This window comes from Flavobacterium sp. JAS (genome assembly GCF_020991455.1).
Classification (GTDB): Bacteria; Bacteroidota; Bacteroidia; order Flavobacteriales; family Flavobacteriaceae; genus Flavobacterium.
Genome location: NZ_JAJMOX010000010.1, coordinates 1 through 16,563 on the forward strand (window position 1 = coordinate 1; position 16,563 = coordinate 16,563).

Below are 16,563 nucleotides of genomic sequence, written 5' to 3' on the forward strand. Positions count from 1 at the left end.
GCGACCCGAAGAGAAATGCCATAAGTATCATTTGTATGATTAATTAAATCCCGTTTCTGTTAAATAAAAGTCAATTTTGTGTTTTAAATTATCTTGTGTTAGCCTTTTAAAATGTGAATCTGTATTTTTGTTTTAAATATTATAATCTAAGTATGAAAAAAAGTATTGTATTGTTGACATTGTTTGTTATCTCAAATTTAAATGCTCAACAGCGCCCTAAGTTGGTTGTAGGTATTGTAGTTGATCAGATGAAAATGGAATATTTATATCGGTTTTCGGATGATTTTTCTCCAAACGGATTTAAGAGATTGATGAATAATGGGTATACTTTTCAAAATATGCATTATAATTATATGCCAACTTATACGGCACCAGGACATGCTTCTATTTATACAGGTACAACTCCATCTACTCACGGAATTGTTGGTAATGAATGGTTTAGCAGAACTCTTGGTAAAGAAATGTATTGTACTGATGATGCATCTGTAAAAACAATTGGTGATGGAACAGTCGAAGAAGGTGCAATGTCTCCAAAAAATCTTCAAAGTACTACTATTACTGACGAAGTAAGAATGGCTACAAATTTTCAAGGAAAAGTTATTGGTATGAGCCTTAAAGACCGTGGGGCTATTTTGCCAGCAGGTCATTTTGCAAATTGGGCTTTTTGGTATAGTAAAACAGGTTCTTTTATTTCGAGTACTTTTTATGGTGAAAAATTACCAGAATGGGTTACTGAGTTTAATAATGAGAAACATTACATGTCTTATATTAATAAAGGGTGGGATTTATTTAAACCAGCTTCAACTTATAACGAAAGTTTACCGGATAATAATCCGTATGAAGGAAAGTTATACGGAAGTGCTGCTCCAGTCTTTCCATACGATTTAAAAACGATGTATGAGAAGAATGATGCCGGAGTTTTGAGAGCTACTCCTTATGGGAATGATTTATTGGCTGAATTTGCTAAAAAAGCGATTGAAAAGGAAGAATTAGGAAAAGATAATATTACTGATTTCTTGACGGTTAGTTTTTCGTCTACAGATTATGTTGGACATTTACTTGGTCCACGTTCTATGGAGCTTCAGGACACATATTTAAGATTGGATCAAACTATTGCTGATTTCTTGGCTTATCTTGACAAAACAGTTGGTAAAGGAAATTATCTTTTATTTTTGACTGCTGATCACGCTGGTGCTGAAAATGTTATTTATCTGAAAGATCGAAAATATAATGTTGACAATTATCCATCGAAAGATGTTAAAAAGAGTTTGCAAGATTTCTCTACTAAGACATTTGGTGTTGATTTAATTTTGAATTATTCGAACTTTAATGTTTTCTTTAATAAGCAAATTATTAAAGATAAAAAGTTAGATTTAGTAAAAGTTAAACAAGCTTTTAAAGAATTTTTAATTACACAACCACAGGTTAAAAAAGTATATACTGAAGAAGAAATTTTGGCTAACTCAGGAAATGATTATTATTTAAATTTTGTTGCAAAAGGATATGATGTAACTCAAGATGGAGATATGATTATTATTGATAAGCCTGGAGATATTGAATACTCAACTACAGGAACTTCACACGGAACGCCTTATAGTTATGATACACACGTACCAGCTATTTTTTACGGGTGGCATATTAAAAAGGGAGAATCATACGATAAAAAAGCTATTACCGAGATTGCTCCGACAATTGCTCAAAAAATCAAAGTTACTTTCCCTAATGGAACTGAAGCAAAAGTGCTACAAGAAGTTTTAGATGATAAAAAATAGTTTATCTATTATATAAAGTAAAAACCTATCATAATTTATGACAGGTTTTTTTATGCATAAAAAAAAGGCTTTTCAATTAAGAAAAGCCTTTTTAAGTAGTGTTTTAGTAAGCACTTATTTTAATGTTAGCACTATGCGTTTGCTAACACTAATTCTTCGTTAAAAGGAAGATTCCAAGCTTCAGCAACTCCCTTGTAAAGAATTTTTCCGTTTGCAATATTTAATCCTTTTTTCAATTCTTCATTTTCGTTACAAGCTTTTTCCCATCCTTTATTAGCTAATTGTACTGCATAAGGCAAAGTAGCATTTGTTAAAGCTAATGTAGATGTATAAGGAACAGCCCCTGGCATGTTAGCCACACAGTAGTGAACGATATCGTCAATGATAAAAGTTGGGTTTTCGTGAGTTGTAGGAGTACAAGTTTCAATACAACCACCTTGATCAACAGCTACGTCAACAACAACAGTTCCTGGGCGCATTAATTTAAGCATATCACGAGTGATTAAGTGAGGTGCTTTTGCTCCTGGAATCAAAACTGCTCCAACGATTAAATCAGCATCTTTAATTGCTCTTGTGATATTATAATGGTTGGACATCTCTGTGTTTACGTTTGCAGGCATGATATCATCTAAATGACGTAAACGTGGCAAACTCAAATCCATAATAGTAACTTGAGCACCTAAACCAGCAGCCATTTTTGCAGCTTGAGTTCCTACGATTCCTCCACCAAGTACTAATACTTTTGCTGGTGGAACACCTGGTACACCTCCTAAAAGGATTCCTCTTCCTTTTAATGGTTTTTCAAGATATTTTGCTCCTTGTTGAATAGCCATACGACCAGCAACTTCAGACATTGGAACCAATAAAGGTAAACTACGATCTGATTTTTCAACAGTTTCATAAGCCAAACATACAGCACCTTTTTCAAGCATAGCATGAGTTAATGGTTCAGATGAAGCAAAGTGAAAATAAGTAAACAATAATTGATCTTTTTTGATTAATGGGTATTCAGAAGCGATTGGCTCTTTTACTTTAATAATCATTTCAGCGATCGCATAAACTTCCTCAATAGTTGCTAAAACTGTTGCACCAGCAGTTGCATATTCGTCATCACTAAAACCACTTCCTAAACCAGCAGTAGCTTGTACATAAACTGTATGTCCGTGTTTTTTCATTTCTGAAACACCAGCTGGTGTTAATGCTACACGATTCTCGTTATTCTTAATTTCTTTTGGAACACCTATTATCATTTTGTTATATTTTTTTGTTGTTTTTTGAAATTGTTTTACAAATCTACTGATAGAGAATATATTATTGATAATTGAGTATTAAATAAGAAAATATTATTTTATTTTATATTTTTACAGAAAAATATTCTTTTTGAGGGTAATATTATTTCCTTAAAAAGAAAAAATGACTAAATCTTAGTACTCACTGAAAACGTTTTCGTTATGGCTTTAGATGAAATAGACAAAAAAATCTTACGACTTTTACAAGAAAATGCGCACTACACTTTAAAAGACATCGCAAACAAGATTAATTTATCGTTAACACCGGTTCATGACCGTGTTAAACGCCTTGAAAAAGAGGGTGTTATAGAAAAGTACGTTTCGATTCTCAATAAGAAAAAACTGGGTAATAATCTAACTGTTTATTGTCAGGTTACCTTAACCAAGCAAACTTATGATACTTCTGAAGGATTCAATCAATCGATATTGAATTTACCTGAGGTGGTGGAGTGTAATTATGTTTCAGGGAATTTTGATTACATGCTTAAAATTATCATTCCGGACATGGAAAGTTACCATCACTTTCATCAAAAGAAATTATCGATTTTGCCTGAAGTCTCTCTTATCAATACAGTTTTTGTTATTTCGGAAGTAAAAAGCACAACTGTTCTGCCTATTTAGATAAAACAAAAAACCACCAAGAAAACTTGATGGTTTTAAGAATAGTGGTTTTGGTCTTATATTAATAGTAAGTATAACGTCTTACTTTTGCAATATACTTCGCTAAACGAATTACTTGATGGCTGTAGCCAAATTCGTTGTCATACCAGATATAAAGTACAATGTTTTTTCCGTCTTTAGAAACAATTGTAGCATTACTATCATAAATTGAAGGCGCTGAAGTTCCAACGATATCAGAAGAAACTAATTCATTATTCAAAGAATATTTAATTTGTTCTACTAGTTCACCTTCAAGTGCATATTTTTTCATGATTTTATTGATAGCAGGAATTGAAGTTGCTTTTTTAACTTCTAAATTCAAAACTACTAAAGATCCGTTTGGAACTGGAACGCGAATAGCATTTGAAGTTAATTTTCCTTCTAAAGTAGGTAATGCTTTTGCAACCGCACTTCCGGCACCAGTTTCGGTAATTACCATATTTAAAGCTGCAGCTCTGCCACGACGGTATTTTTTATGCATATTATCAACCAAATTTTGGTCATTTGTATAAGCATGAATAGTTTCTAAATGCCCTTTTACAACACCTAAAGTATCTTCAATTGCTTTTAGAACTGGTGTAATGGCGTTTGTAGTGCATGAAGCCGCAGAGAAAATATCAATTTCGTCCGGGTTATATTCGTTATGATTTACACCATGTACAATATTTGGAATTCCTTTTCCAGGTGCAGTCAATAAAACTTTACTAGCACCTTTTGAAGTTAAATGTCTTTTTAAAGCTTCTTCGGTAGTAAAAGCTCCCGTATTATCAATTACTAGAGCGTCATTGATTCCGTATTGTGTATAGTCAATTTCTTCTGGAGTGTTTGCATTGATAATATGAACTGTAGTTCCGTTAATAATCAAAGCATTATTTTTAGGATCGGCAGTTACAGATCCTTGAAAATCACCGTGAATTGAGTCGTATCTTAATAGAGAAGCTCGTTTCTCTAAACTGGATGCATCATTTTTATCACGTAAAACAATTGCTCTCAAACGCAATTGATTTCCTTTTCCGGTTTTAGACATTAGCTCTCTTGCTAATATGCGTCCAATTCGGCCAAAGCCATATAAAACAACATCTTTTGGTTGAATTTCTTCAGATGATTTTGCCTTTTTCAGTTTATCCAGAACAAAATATCTTGCGTCCGGATATTTTTCGTCTTCTAAACGATATTCATAAGTAAGTTTTCCAAGGTCTAATTTTGCTGGCGGAAGATCTAATGAAAGAACAACTCTTGCAATTTCTACCGAGTCAAAAATAGTAATTGGTTTACCTACAAATTCGCCTGCGTATTGATGTAAATTAATAATATCGCTGACATTTTTATCCAATAATTGATTTTTGAATAAAACCATTTCTATGGATTTATCATACCATAAATCGCTTATGATTTTAATTAATTCGACACCAGCTCTTCTTCGGTCGACTTGTAATGATACCTCTTTTTGGTACAACGTTTTTTTGCTCATAATTGATTAAATTGAAAAAAGAAAAACACAAATATTTTTAAATTTTGCGCAAAAGTACCTATTTCAATCGATTTCGTAAACAGTTTTATGATTTATTTTTGAAAGTGACTCAAAAAATATTTTCTTCCAGCAATATAAAAAGTCAATTTATAATAGCGAAAAAATAAAATCTTTTTGGGGAGAAAATAAAAAAGCCACCTTATTTCTAAGATGGCTTTTAAAGTCATGTTTACTTGGAAAAATTTTTAGTTTTTAATCGAAGTAATTATAAACTGCGAATGAAAACATATAATTGTTATTAAATAATGATTCGAAGAACTTCTCCATTTTTATTTATCATTTCAAGACGTACACTTTGTCCTTCGTCTTTTTTACTTAAAAGTTTAGAAACGCTTTCGATATTTGTTGCTTTAACATTATCGATACTCAAAATAATATTGCCTTGCAGTTCATTTTGATATTGCATCAGGTTTTCATTATTGATGTTTTTGATTTTTACACCATAATCAATTCTGAATTTCTTTTTGTCAGTAGCATCAATATTTTCTAATTCGATTCCTTTAAATTCAGTACTATAAAACTCGTTTTTGCTTAAAGTTACCGGAACTGTTTTAGTTTTTCCGTCTTTAACATAAGTAACTTTAATAACATCATTTGGACGTTTTGTATTGATATATCCAGAAAGATCAGCATAAGTTGCGATATTTTGTTCATCAAGTTTTACAATAATATCTCCTTTGGCAAGACCTGCTTTTTCGGCTCCTGAATTTTTAGAAACTTTACTGATATAAAAACCTTGTGTCTCAGTAATTCCTAATTCTTTTGAAGCAGTACTATTTAATTCACCACCTTCAACACCCAGAATTCCTCTCTGAACATTACCAAATTCCATAATATCTTCGATTATTTTTCGAGCAATATTAGAAGGAACAGCAAATGAATATCCAACATAAGAACCTGTCATTGACGAAATCATAGTATTAATACCAATCAATTCACCTCTTGCATTTACCAGAGCTCCGCCACTGTTTCCTGGATTTACCGCAGCATCAGTTTGAATAAAAGACTGAATTCCCTTTGTGTCTAAATTTCTGGCTTTCGCCGAAACAATTCCCGCAGTTACAGTCGAAGTCAAATTGTACGGATTACCAACAGCCAAAACCCATTCGCCCACTTTTACGTTATCAGAATTTGCAAAAGCAGTGTAAGGAAGTTTTTCGTCGGCATTAATTTTTAGTAATGCGATATCCATTTTAGAATCTGTACCAATAAGTTTTGCGGGATATGATTTTTTATTGTTTAATGTAATTTCAATTTCGGTCGCATCCTTAATTACGTGATTATTGGTTACGATATATCCATCTTCAGAAATGATGACTCCAGATCCGGTACCAACCTGCTCTTGTTGTTGTGCACCTCCATAACCATAGAAAAATTCCATCATAGGATTACTAACTGTTCTTCGCGAAACATTTTTTACGTGAACAACCGTATGAATTGTTTTGTCTGCGGCAGCTGTAAAATCAACAGTTTCGGTAGCTAAACCAACATTTTTACCGAATGAATTGGGGGCAAGAGTAACAACAGAATTTCCTCTTCCAAAAAAAGAATTGTTGCTGTCAAATAATAACTTGTAAGCACCAAGGGTAGTCGCACCACTAAGGAGTGAAACTAAAAATAAGGTTGAAAATCTTTTCATGATTATAATTTATGTTTAAGTTATTTAACGTAAAAATAATTCAAAAATTTAACAGGTAAAATGGTTTAACTCTCTTTAACATTGATTAACATTTCATTAATTATTTGTTCGTACTTTTGTGTTTCTTAATGTAAAAAAAATGCAAATAGAATTTTATAAATATCAAGGTACCGGAAACGATTTTGTAATGATTGATAACCGTTCAAATTTCTTTCCAAAAGAAGACATTAAATTAATTGAACGTCTATGTGACAGACGTTTCGGCATTGGAGCAGACGGACTTATTTTGCTGGAAAATGATACTGAAACAGACTTCAAAATGGTCTATTATAATTCAGATGGAAATCAGAGTTCGATGTGCGGAAATGGCGGTCGTTGTCTGGTTGCTTTTGCCAATCAATTAGGAGTAATTGAGAACAAAACTACTTTTATTGCAACAGATGGTTTGCATCATGCCTCAGTAGGAGATGATGCTATTATTTCGTTGCAGATGATCGATGTTGATGAAGTGCAAAAGAAAGATTCGTATACATTTTTAAATACCGGTTCACCACATCATGTTCAGATTGTTGAAGATTTAGAACATTATAATGTAAAAGATAATGGCGCTGCAATTCGTTATGGCGAATTATATGGTGAAAAAGGAAGCAACATTAACTTTGTAAAAAAAGTTGATGATAGTACTTTTTCGCTTCGTACTTATGAAAGAGGTGTTGAAGATGAAACTCTGGCTTGCGGAACTGGCGCAACGGCGGTTGCAATCGCCATGAATGCAATTGGTGAAACGGATAAAACTTCGATTAATCTAAATGTTGAAGGCGGAAAACTTGTAGTTTCTTTTGATAAAATGGGAGATCATTTTACTAATGTTTTCCTGACTGGTCCTGCTAAATTTGTTTTTAAAGGAACAATAGAAATTTAATTAATAATGTCAGTCTGAGCGGAGTCGAAGACAAATTCCAAAATCTAAAATTAAAAATGATAACACTCAAAGGTGATTCTGTTTATTTGCGTGCTTTAGAGCCCAATGATTTAGAGTTTGTCTATGCGATGGAAAATGACGAAAGTATTTGGGAGGTTAGTAACACTCAAACACCTTATAGTCGTTTTCTGGTTCGTCAATATCTCGAAAATGCGCAGCAGGATATTTATGAGGCCAAGCAATTACGTTTAGCGATTTGTCAGGATCAGGATTTTCCTGCCATTGGATTGATTGATTTATTCGAATTTGATCCTAAAAATAATAGGGCAGGTATTGGAATTGTTATTCAAAAAGAAGAGAATAAAAGACAAAATGTAGGTTCTGAGGCATTAGAACTCTTAATTAAGTATTCTTTTCATAATTTAAATTTACATCAATTATATGCAAATATTGCTGTAGGAAACGTAGCAAGTATAGCTCTTTTTACTAAATTTGGCTTTGAGAAAATAGGAATTAAAAAAGATTGGATTTTGCTAAATAACCACTATCAAGACGAAGCAATATTTCAATTAATTAACAAACAAATTTAAACTTTATACTTTGAGCCTAAAAAAAATAATTACAATAACAGCTGTTGCCATAATTTCAGCTTTAATGGTTTACGGATTTGTTTTAATTAGCAAAATCTTCAGCGCCAATACTAAATTCGAAGAAAAAGAATTGTACGTATATGTTCCAACCGGAGCCGATTATACCGATGTTAAAAAGATATTAGAACCTTACATCAAGAATTTCGACAATTTTGAGATGGTTGCCAACAAAAGAAGCTATCCTGAAAATGTAAAATCTGGTCGTTTCTTGCTTAAAAAAGATATGAATAATATCGATTTGGTACGTGCAATGCGTTCAAATGTTCCAGTAAAATTAGCTTTTAACAATCAGGAGCGTTTAGAGAACTTTGCCGGAAGAGTTGGTTCAGAGATCGAAGCAGATAGTTTATCATTGATGAAAGCCATTAAAGATTCAACTTTCTTAAAAGAAAATGGTTTCAATGAAGACAATGTTTTTGCGATGTTTATCCCAAATACTTATGAGATTTATTGGAATACTTCTGCAGAGAAATTCCGTGATAAAATGATCAAAGAATATCATAATTTCTGGACTCCGGAAAGAATTGAAAAAGCTAAAAAGCAAGGTTTAACACCAGTTCAGGTTACAATTTTGGCTTCTATTGTTCATAAAGAATCTGTAAAGAAAGACGAAAGACCTCGTATCGCAGGAGTTTATTTAAATCGTTTACGTTTAGAAATGCCATTACAAGCAGATCCAACGGTTATCTATGCTTTAAAATTAAAAGACAACAATTTTGATCAGGTTATTAAAAGAGTTTTTTATAACGATTTGATTATGAAATCTCCATATAACACTTACGTGAATGTTGGACTTCCTCCGGGACCAATTGCAATGCCGGATATTACAGCTCTGGAAGCAGTTTTAAATCCTGAAAAAAACGATTATATTTATTTCTGTGCTAGCGTTGAGCGTTTCGGTTATCATGAATTCGCTTCTACTTTAGCAGAACATAATGTAAATGCAAAGAAATATTCGGACTGGATTGCTAGTCAAGGTGTAACGAGATAGTTTTAATTGTCTTAAATATATATAAACCGAAGTTTAAAAGCTTCGGTTTTTTTATGGATTTTAATTAGTAATCTTCATTTGAAAATATAATGTCTCAGAAGATTAAAATGTGATAATGAATTTGTAAACTTTTTATCTTTAGGACTGTTTTTTGGAATTATATTTAAAAACATGATGAAGCTATATTCTCTTTTTAATTTATTCGTAAAAGCTTAAAATTTGAATGACGTAAATTTTACTTTTCTATAAATCGTTAAAATTTTGCATTAAAATAATATTTGTTATTCCTAAAAAAACACCAAAAACGTGTAGGTTTTATCTTTCTATTTTAACAAATTTGATAAAAAAATGATAAAAATGACATTTTTAGAACTTATTTTTTGGCTCTTTTGAAGCAAAATACAAGTCTGGTCTGAACGCTTGAAAACTGCATCAATAAAGGGATTGGAGCATATATTTGTAATTGCTAAATTATGTAAGTAGTTGATTATTAGTATTGTTTTGTATTTCTTATCTTTGCACCGTAGAAATTTCAAGAGGGTGACAGCGTTTTGAAGAAAAACAATTTATGATAAAGAAATGGTATTTTTATGCGAGTTTGATCGTTATTATTACATTTTTAAGTTTGGGTTTTAAACCCTTTAATCTAGAAACCAAACCTTGGTTTTTAATAGAAAAAACAGATGGATCTGAATACTTATTTCCATCGCTCGAAGAGGATGATTATCCTACTTTACACAAGTTAAATGCCCCATTTACAGGAAAACGTCTTATAGGTTTTAAAGAAGCAGTTGCCTTTAAAGAATCACAAGGAAAATACCGATTGGTAAATTCACTTGGTTATATGGGAAAATATCAATTTGGGACTCAAGCCCTAAGATCGATTGGAGTTCAAAATAAGAAAGCCTTTTTAAAAGATCCTGCCTTACAAGAAAAAGCATTTATTGCGTTGTTATCCAAAAACAAATGGATTTTGCGTAATGAAATTGAAAGGTATGAAGGAAAAGTTATCAGTGGTATCGCAATTACCGAATCAGGAATTTTAGCCGCCGCACATCTTGGAGGCGCTGGTTCAGTTAAGAACTTTTTCAAAAACAAAGGAAACAGACATTTTAGAGATGCTTACGGAACTTCATTGAAGAGTTACCTAAGAGCCTTTGGAGGTTATGATCTTTCTTATATTGTAGCAGATAGTAATGCTACGATACACGATTAAGTTTCGAAAGAAAACAAAAAATCCCGATAATTCGGGATTTTTTTATGCTCTTTTTTAATCGATTAGAATTTCAAGGATTTTAATAGCTGCTTCGCTAATTTTAGTTCCGGGACCAAAAACGGCTACTGCTCCGGCATCAAATAGAAATTGATAGTCTTGCGCCGGAATAACACCCCCCACAATAACCATAATATCTTCGCGACCGTGTTTTTTAAGTTCTTCAATAACTTGAGGGACCAATGTTTTATGTCCTGCGGCCAATGATGAAACACCTAATATATGTACATCATTTTCAACAGCTTGTTTGGCTGCTTCTGCCGGAGTTTGAAAAAGTGGGCCTATATCTACATCAAAACCTACATCAGCATAACCGGTTGCAACTACTTTTGCGCCACGATCGTGTCCGTCTTGTCCCATTTTTGCAATCATGATTCTAGGACGTCTTCCTTCTTGTTTTGCAAAGGCATCTGCTAATTGTTTTGCCTTCTCAAAGTTCTCGTCATTTTTTATTGCTGCACTATACACACCGCTAAAGGATTTAATTTGCGCTTTAAATCGGCCAAAAATACTTTCCAGAGCATCGCTAATTTCACCTAATGTTGCTCTGTTTCGAGCAGCTTCAACTGCAATTTCAAGTAAGTTTCCTTGTCCGGTTTTTGCGCAAAGTATTAATTTTTCCAGTGATTGATTTACTTTTTCAGTATCTCTTTTTGCTTTTATCTGTTCAAGTTGCTCTAATTGTTGCTTACGAACCATTTGATTGTCAACATCCAAAATATGCAACGGATCTTCTTTTTCTAATCTAAATTGGTTTACACCCACAATAATGTCCTGTCCGCTATCAATTCGGGCTTGTTTTCTTGCGGCAGCTTCTTCAATTCTTAATTTAGGAATTCCGGCTTCAATAGCTTTGGTCATTCCGCCTAGCTCTTCTACTTCTTCGATCAGTTTCCAGGTACTTTTTAGAATTTCATTCGTCAGACTTTCAACATAATAACTTCCTCCCCAAGGATCAACGGTTTTGGTGATTTTAGTTTCTTCTTGTAGAAAGATTTGTGTATTACGTGCAATTCTTGCCGAAAAATCTGTTGGTAGCGCAATAGCTTCGTCAAGTGCGTTGGTATGTAAAGATTGAGTTCCTCCAAAAGCTGCGGCAGTTGCTTCAATACAAGTTCTTGCCACATTATTGAACGGATCCTGTTCTGTTAAACTCCAGCCACTAGTTTGGCAATGTGTTCTTAAAGCTAACGATTTGTCACTTTTAGGATTGAATTGTTGTACTAATTTTGCCCAAATCATTCGACCGGCACGCATTTTAGCGATTTCCATAAAATGATTCATTCCAATTGCCCAAAAGAAAGAGAGGCGAGGAGCAAACTCATCAATTGTCATTCCCGTAGAAAGTCCGGTTCTGATATATTCTAAACCATCTGCCAAAGTATAAGCTAATTCAATATCGGCGGTTGCTCCGGCTTCCTGCATGTGATATCCTGAAATCGAGATAGAATTGAATTTTGGCATTTTCTTGCTCGTAAATTCAAAAATATCTGCAATGATTTTCATCGAAGGAGTTGGCGGATAGATATACGTATTACGAACCATAAACTCTTTTAGAATGTCATTTTGGATTGTTCCTGAGAGTTTTCCAATCGCAACACCTTGTTCTTCGGCTGCAACAATATAAAACGCCATAATAGGTAAAACTGCACCGTTCATGGTCATTGAAACTGACATTTCATCCAAAGGAATCTGATCAAACAATACTTTCATGTCTTCAACAGAATCTATTGCTACTCCGGCTTTACCAACATCTCCAACAACTCTTTCATGATCCGAGTCGTAACCGCGATGCGTTGGCAAATCAAAAGCAATGGAAAGTCCTTTTTGTCCGGCAGCTAAATTTCTTCTGTAAAATGCATTACTTTCTTCTGCGGTCGAAAATCCTGCATATTGGCGAATTGTCCACGGACGCCTTACGTACATTGTGGCATAAGGTCCGCGTAAGTTTGGTGCAAATCCGGCTCCAAACTCAAGAAACTCCAAATCCTCAATATCTTTTTCAGAATAAGTTTCTTTTAATTCAATTCCTTCTGCTGTGAAAAAGTTTTGAGTCGAACGTTCAGAGTTATTCATCAGCTCTTCTGACGTTTCACTTTTTACTTCTAACTTTATATGTTTAAGGTCTTTTCTTATCATGGAAATACTCTTTTTGAGTAGGTTTATTAATTACTTTAAAAAAGGGCTATTCAAGTTCTAAACGCTCTTGTTCCAGTTTTTCGGCTAATCTTTTCTCGATTATTGGTGTAATTAATGTTTTTCTTGGTTTGATTTTTACAAAAGGAAACAATTCTAAATCGTGTTTCATTTTGTCATCTTTGTTCGGATATTTATTCGTTCCCAATAAAACTTCTTTTTTGGAATCGAATAGTTCCTGTTCTTTTGTGGCACTTTCCTGAATTTTCTTTTTGATGGTTCCATCATTCAAAAGTTTCAGAAATCCGCCATTGGCTTCAATATCTTTAAAAAGAGTTAAACTTTTTTCGGCCAATTGCATGGTCAGACTTTCAATATAATAACTTCCGTCAGCCGGATTGTTTACTTTATCAAAATAGCTTTCGTGTTTTAAAACCAATAATTGATTTCGCGCAATTCGATCACCAAATTCATTGTCTTTATGGTATAAAGCATCATAAGGTAAATTGGCAACTGCATCTGCACCACCTAAAATAGCCGACATACATTCGGTTGTGGTACGAAGCATATTTACATTGTAATCGTAAATTGTTTTATTGCGTTTAGTTGGCGTTACCAAAAAGTGACATTCTAAATCGGGATTATATTCCGAAGCTATTAATTTAAAAAGCATTCGTAACGCACGAAGTTTTGCAATTTCAAAGAAATAATTAGTTCCAACTGAAATTTGAAAAACAATTGGTTTTGTAATAATTGGTAAACGATTCAAATATTCGTTTGCATGCGCTAAACTATAGGCAATTTGTTGTGTAATATTGGCACCTGAATTTTGGTACAAACCTAAATCTATACTTAAAAGAGAAAGATTTGTAGTTGCTTTTGAAATGTTTTCAATCGTTTCAAAATTATTTTTGTCTGATGTTGGAAACCAATTTCCTTCTCTGGCAAAATGGCCAATTGGATCAATATTACAATAAAAAACAGCCTTTTTCTGAATCGAAATGGTGTCTAATATTTTTACGAAATCGATTGAAATAAAATTCAAATTAAAGTAAACGATTCTGTTTTCTAAAGGAAGAGTTTCTAATAATTTTTGAATATCTATTTTTTCGTTTTCAATAGTAAAACGTAAACTTTCTGCACCTCTTTCAATAGTGTTTATAGCTCTTTGAACCGACTTTTCGATATCGTATACAAAGATGTTTTGACAAATTTTGAAATTTGAAGCGTTGGTTTTTACTGGTGCCGATTTTGAAAATTCGTCTGTATGATAAAAAGGTTTTACCTGAATATCTTCTGGAGAGTTCCAGATTACGGTTTCGTTATAATCAGCGCCATCTAATTCAAACTGAATTTTTTGTTTCCATTGTTTGGATGAAATCGGATTAAAATCGTCGAATAGGGTAGTGGCCATTGGGTGCTTTTTTCTGATTATTCTTTAGTATCTTGAATGGTGTCTCCTTCAAATTGGATAATGTAAATATCTTCGCTATCTTTTTTCATAAAGTACTTTTCGCGAGCATATTTTTCTATTTGTTCAGGATTTTTAAGTTGTTTGATCTGTTCCTGATCTTTTTTTATTTCGTCCTGATAATATTTTTTATTGTCTTGTAATTCCTCGATTTGATTGTCTAAAAAACGATGATCAAAATACGAGTAATTGTCTAAAAATAACATCCATACTACGAAAAAGAGCAGTACCCAAACATATTTGTTGCTTAGGAGTTTAAACCATCTTTTGTCTTTATATGGATTTTTCATTTTCATTTTTTATTTAACCGATTACTTCTTATAATTTCGATTGGTGTTCTAGCCCCGATGGAGCCGTTATCCTTTTTATGGCTTTTTTCGGCCATAAAAAGATAAAGGCGAGAGCGGGAAATAGCTCCTAATTTCTATGCAATAAATTTACAATAAAAATTATGAAATTCGTTGATTAATTACGGCGCGAACTACATCAATTGCTACGGTATTATATTTGTCGTTAGGGATGATAATGTCTGCAAAAGCTTTTGATGGCTCGATAAATTGCTCGTGCATAGGTTTTAAAGTGTTTTGATAACGTGTTAAAACCTCGTCGATATCACGTCCGCGTTCTGAAATATCTCTTTTTAAACGGCGAATTAATCTTTCGTCAGAATCTGCGTGAACGTAAATTTTGATGTCACAAAGATCACGTAGCTCTGGATTTGTCAAAATTAAGATTCCTTCAACAATCATAACTTTCCTTGGGTGTGTTGCCACTGTATCGTCTGTTCTGTTGTGTTTTATGAAAGAATATACGGGCTGATCGATGGTTTCGCCCTCTTTTAATGCTTTTAGGTGTTTTACCAATAGTTCAAAATCGATTGCACGCGGGTGATCAAAATTGATTAATGCTCTTTCGTCAAATGACAAATTGGTCGTTTCTTTATAGTACGAATCCTGAGAAATTACACCCACTTCAGTGTCTGGTAATTCGTTCATGATTTGGTGTACTACTGTCGTTTTTCCACTTCCTGTTCCTCCTGCAAGTCCAATAATGAGCATAAAATTTGATGTTATATATTTGTTTGGCAAAAATAATAATTTAAGTGAATTGTCTAGACATATTATTTATTTAAACCATATAAGTGATATAAGTAAATTTAAGCAAACAGATATTCAAACAATTTATTACTTCATTGAACTTATATTACTTATATGGTGAAAAATACAAAAAAATCCCGACAGCGAACTATCGGGATTTGGTGCAATCAGTATAGTTTTAATAAAATATTCTGAATTTAGTAAGCACTTGTAATTATTTATTCTTTTTTGCTTTTATCATCATTTCAAGCTGATCCCAAAGTTCTTCCGGAATTGCTTCAAGTAAATTAAATTGTCCGGCACCTTTCAACCATTCACCACCATCAATAGTGATAACATCTCCATTTACATAAGCTGAAAAATCAGAAACCAAATAAGCCGCTAAATTGGCTAATTCCTGGTGATCACCGACACGTTTTAAAGGCACTTTTTTGGCCATATCAAATTTTTCGGCAAGATCTCCCGGTAACAATCTGTCCCAAGCTCCTTTTGTTGGGAATGGTCCCGGCGCAATTGCGTTAGAACGAATTCCGTATTTTGCCCATTCTACAGCTAAGCTGCGTGTCATTGCCAGAACTCCGGCTTTTGCAGTTGCACTAGGCACTACATACGCAGATCCTGTCCAGGCATAAGTTGTCACGATATTTAAGATCGTTGCTGATGTTTGTTTGGTATCGATCCAGTGTTTTCCAAAAGCAAGCGTACAGTTTTTAGAACCTTTTAATACGATATCTATAACAGTATCAAATGCATTTGCAGATAAACGTTCTGTTGGAGAAATGAAATTTCCTGCAGCATTGTTCAAAAGAACATCAACTTTTCCGAAAGTTTTTAAAACTTCCTGAAGCATATTTTCTACTTCTTCATAATGACGAACGTCACATTGAAGGGGTAAACATTTTCCGCCAGTTTCAGCTTCAAGCTCTGTAGCGGTATTTTTAAGTTTTTCTAAATCTCTTGAAGTAATTGCTACCTGAGCTCCTAATTCTAAGAAATATTTGGTCATAGCTTTTCCTAAACCACTTCCGCCACCTGTAACAACAATGACCTTACCTTTTAAAGCGTCATCTCTTAACATTTTATCTGTATAGCTCATATTTTTTTCTTTTTATTACAATATTAAATAAATAAA

At 33.2% G+C, this 16,563-nt stretch carries 14 protein-coding genes; 6 read left to right on the forward strand and 8 right to left on the reverse strand.

Going from position 1 to position 16,563, the window contains the following annotated elements:
- Positions 1-152 precede the first annotated feature (152 nt).
- Positions 153-1,772 carry an alkaline phosphatase PafA gene (gene pafA, locus LPB88_RS15670; protein ID WP_230716600.1) on the forward strand — a complete coding sequence of 540 codons (1,620 nt, stop codon included), beginning with the start codon at positions 153-155 and terminating at the stop codon, positions 1,770-1,772.
- A 131-nt stretch (positions 1,773-1,903) separates the two neighbouring features.
- Here pafA and ald read toward each other — a convergent pair whose 3' ends face one another.
- Positions 1,904-3,022 carry an alanine dehydrogenase gene (ald, locus tag LPB88_RS15675; RefSeq protein ID WP_230716601.1) on the reverse strand — a complete coding sequence of 373 codons (1,119 nt, stop codon included), beginning with the start codon at positions 3,020-3,022 and terminating at the stop codon, positions 1,904-1,906.
- A 201-nt stretch (positions 3,023-3,223) separates the two neighbouring features.
- Between ald and LPB88_RS15680 the strand changes: the two genes are divergently transcribed.
- The gene (locus LPB88_RS15680; RefSeq protein WP_041516998.1) at positions 3,224-3,682 is read left to right on the forward strand and encodes an Lrp/AsnC family transcriptional regulator; all 459 of its coding nucleotides are present in this window, start codon (positions 3,224-3,226) and stop codon (positions 3,680-3,682) included.
- A gap of 61 nt (positions 3,683-3,743) precedes the next feature.
- Here the strand turns inward: LPB88_RS15680 and LPB88_RS15685 are convergent, their stop codons facing one another.
- Both LPB88_RS15685 and LPB88_RS15690 read right to left on the reverse strand, forming a co-directional pair.
- A complete protein-coding gene (locus tag LPB88_RS15685; protein ID WP_230716602.1) occupies positions 3,744-5,192 on the reverse strand; it encodes a glyceraldehyde-3-phosphate dehydrogenase in 1,449 nt (482 codons plus the stop codon).
- A 298-nt stretch (positions 5,193-5,490) separates the two neighbouring features.
- Complete coding sequence (locus tag LPB88_RS15690) at positions 5,491-6,891, reverse strand: trypsin-like peptidase domain-containing protein (RefSeq protein ID WP_230716603.1); 1,401 nt, start codon at positions 6,889-6,891, stop codon at positions 5,491-5,493.
- 139 nt (positions 6,892-7,030) lie between these two features.
- Between LPB88_RS15690 and dapF the strand changes: the two genes are divergently transcribed.
- The 4 genes from dapF to LPB88_RS15710 all read left to right on the forward strand — a co-directional run bounded on the left by dapF (position 7,031) and on the right by LPB88_RS15710 (position 10,670).
- Positions 7,031-7,813 (forward strand): diaminopimelate epimerase, encoded by a 783-nt coding sequence (gene dapF / locus LPB88_RS15695; RefSeq protein ID WP_230716604.1) that lies wholly within the window; start codon positions 7,031-7,033, stop codon positions 7,811-7,813.
- 56 nt (positions 7,814-7,869) lie between these two features.
- On the forward strand, positions 7,870-8,403 hold the full coding sequence (locus LPB88_RS15700) for a GNAT family N-acetyltransferase (protein WP_089350883.1): 534 nt from the start codon (positions 7,870-7,872) through the stop codon (positions 8,401-8,403).
- 10 nt (positions 8,404-8,413) lie between these two features.
- Complete coding sequence (gene mltG / locus LPB88_RS15705; protein ID WP_230716605.1) at positions 8,414-9,454, forward strand: endolytic transglycosylase MltG; 1,041 nt, start codon at positions 8,414-8,416, stop codon at positions 9,452-9,454.
- Positions 9,455-10,022: 568 nt separating this feature from the next.
- Complete coding sequence (locus LPB88_RS15710) at positions 10,023-10,670, forward strand: peptidoglycan-binding protein LysM (protein ID WP_230716606.1); 648 nt, start codon at positions 10,023-10,025, stop codon at positions 10,668-10,670.
- A gap of 54 nt (positions 10,671-10,724) precedes the next feature.
- Here LPB88_RS15710 and scpA read toward each other — a convergent pair whose 3' ends face one another.
- The 5 genes from scpA to LPB88_RS15735 all read right to left on the reverse strand — a co-directional run bounded on the left by scpA (position 10,725) and on the right by LPB88_RS15735 (position 16,527).
- Positions 10,725-12,866 (reverse strand): methylmalonyl-CoA mutase, encoded by a 2,142-nt coding sequence (gene scpA, locus LPB88_RS15715; protein ID WP_230716607.1) that lies wholly within the window; start codon positions 12,864-12,866, stop codon positions 10,725-10,727.
- A gap of 46 nt (positions 12,867-12,912) precedes the next feature.
- Positions 12,913-14,277, reverse strand: a complete 1,365-nt coding sequence (locus LPB88_RS15720) for a methylmalonyl-CoA mutase subunit beta (RefSeq protein ID WP_230716608.1) — start codon at positions 14,275-14,277, stop codon at positions 12,913-12,915.
- 17 nt (positions 14,278-14,294) lie between these two features.
- Complete coding sequence (locus LPB88_RS15725) at positions 14,295-14,630, reverse strand: septum formation initiator family protein (protein ID WP_089350877.1); 336 nt, start codon at positions 14,628-14,630, stop codon at positions 14,295-14,297.
- A 153-nt stretch (positions 14,631-14,783) separates the two neighbouring features.
- On the reverse strand, positions 14,784-15,392 hold the full coding sequence (gene udk / locus LPB88_RS15730; RefSeq protein ID WP_230716609.1) for a uridine kinase: 609 nt from the start codon (positions 15,390-15,392) through the stop codon (positions 14,784-14,786).
- A 253-nt stretch (positions 15,393-15,645) separates the two neighbouring features.
- Positions 15,646-16,527 carry an SDR family oxidoreductase gene (locus LPB88_RS15735; protein ID WP_165902280.1) on the reverse strand — a complete coding sequence of 294 codons (882 nt, stop codon included), beginning with the start codon at positions 16,525-16,527 and terminating at the stop codon, positions 15,646-15,648.
- Positions 16,528-16,563 lie beyond the last annotated feature (36 nt).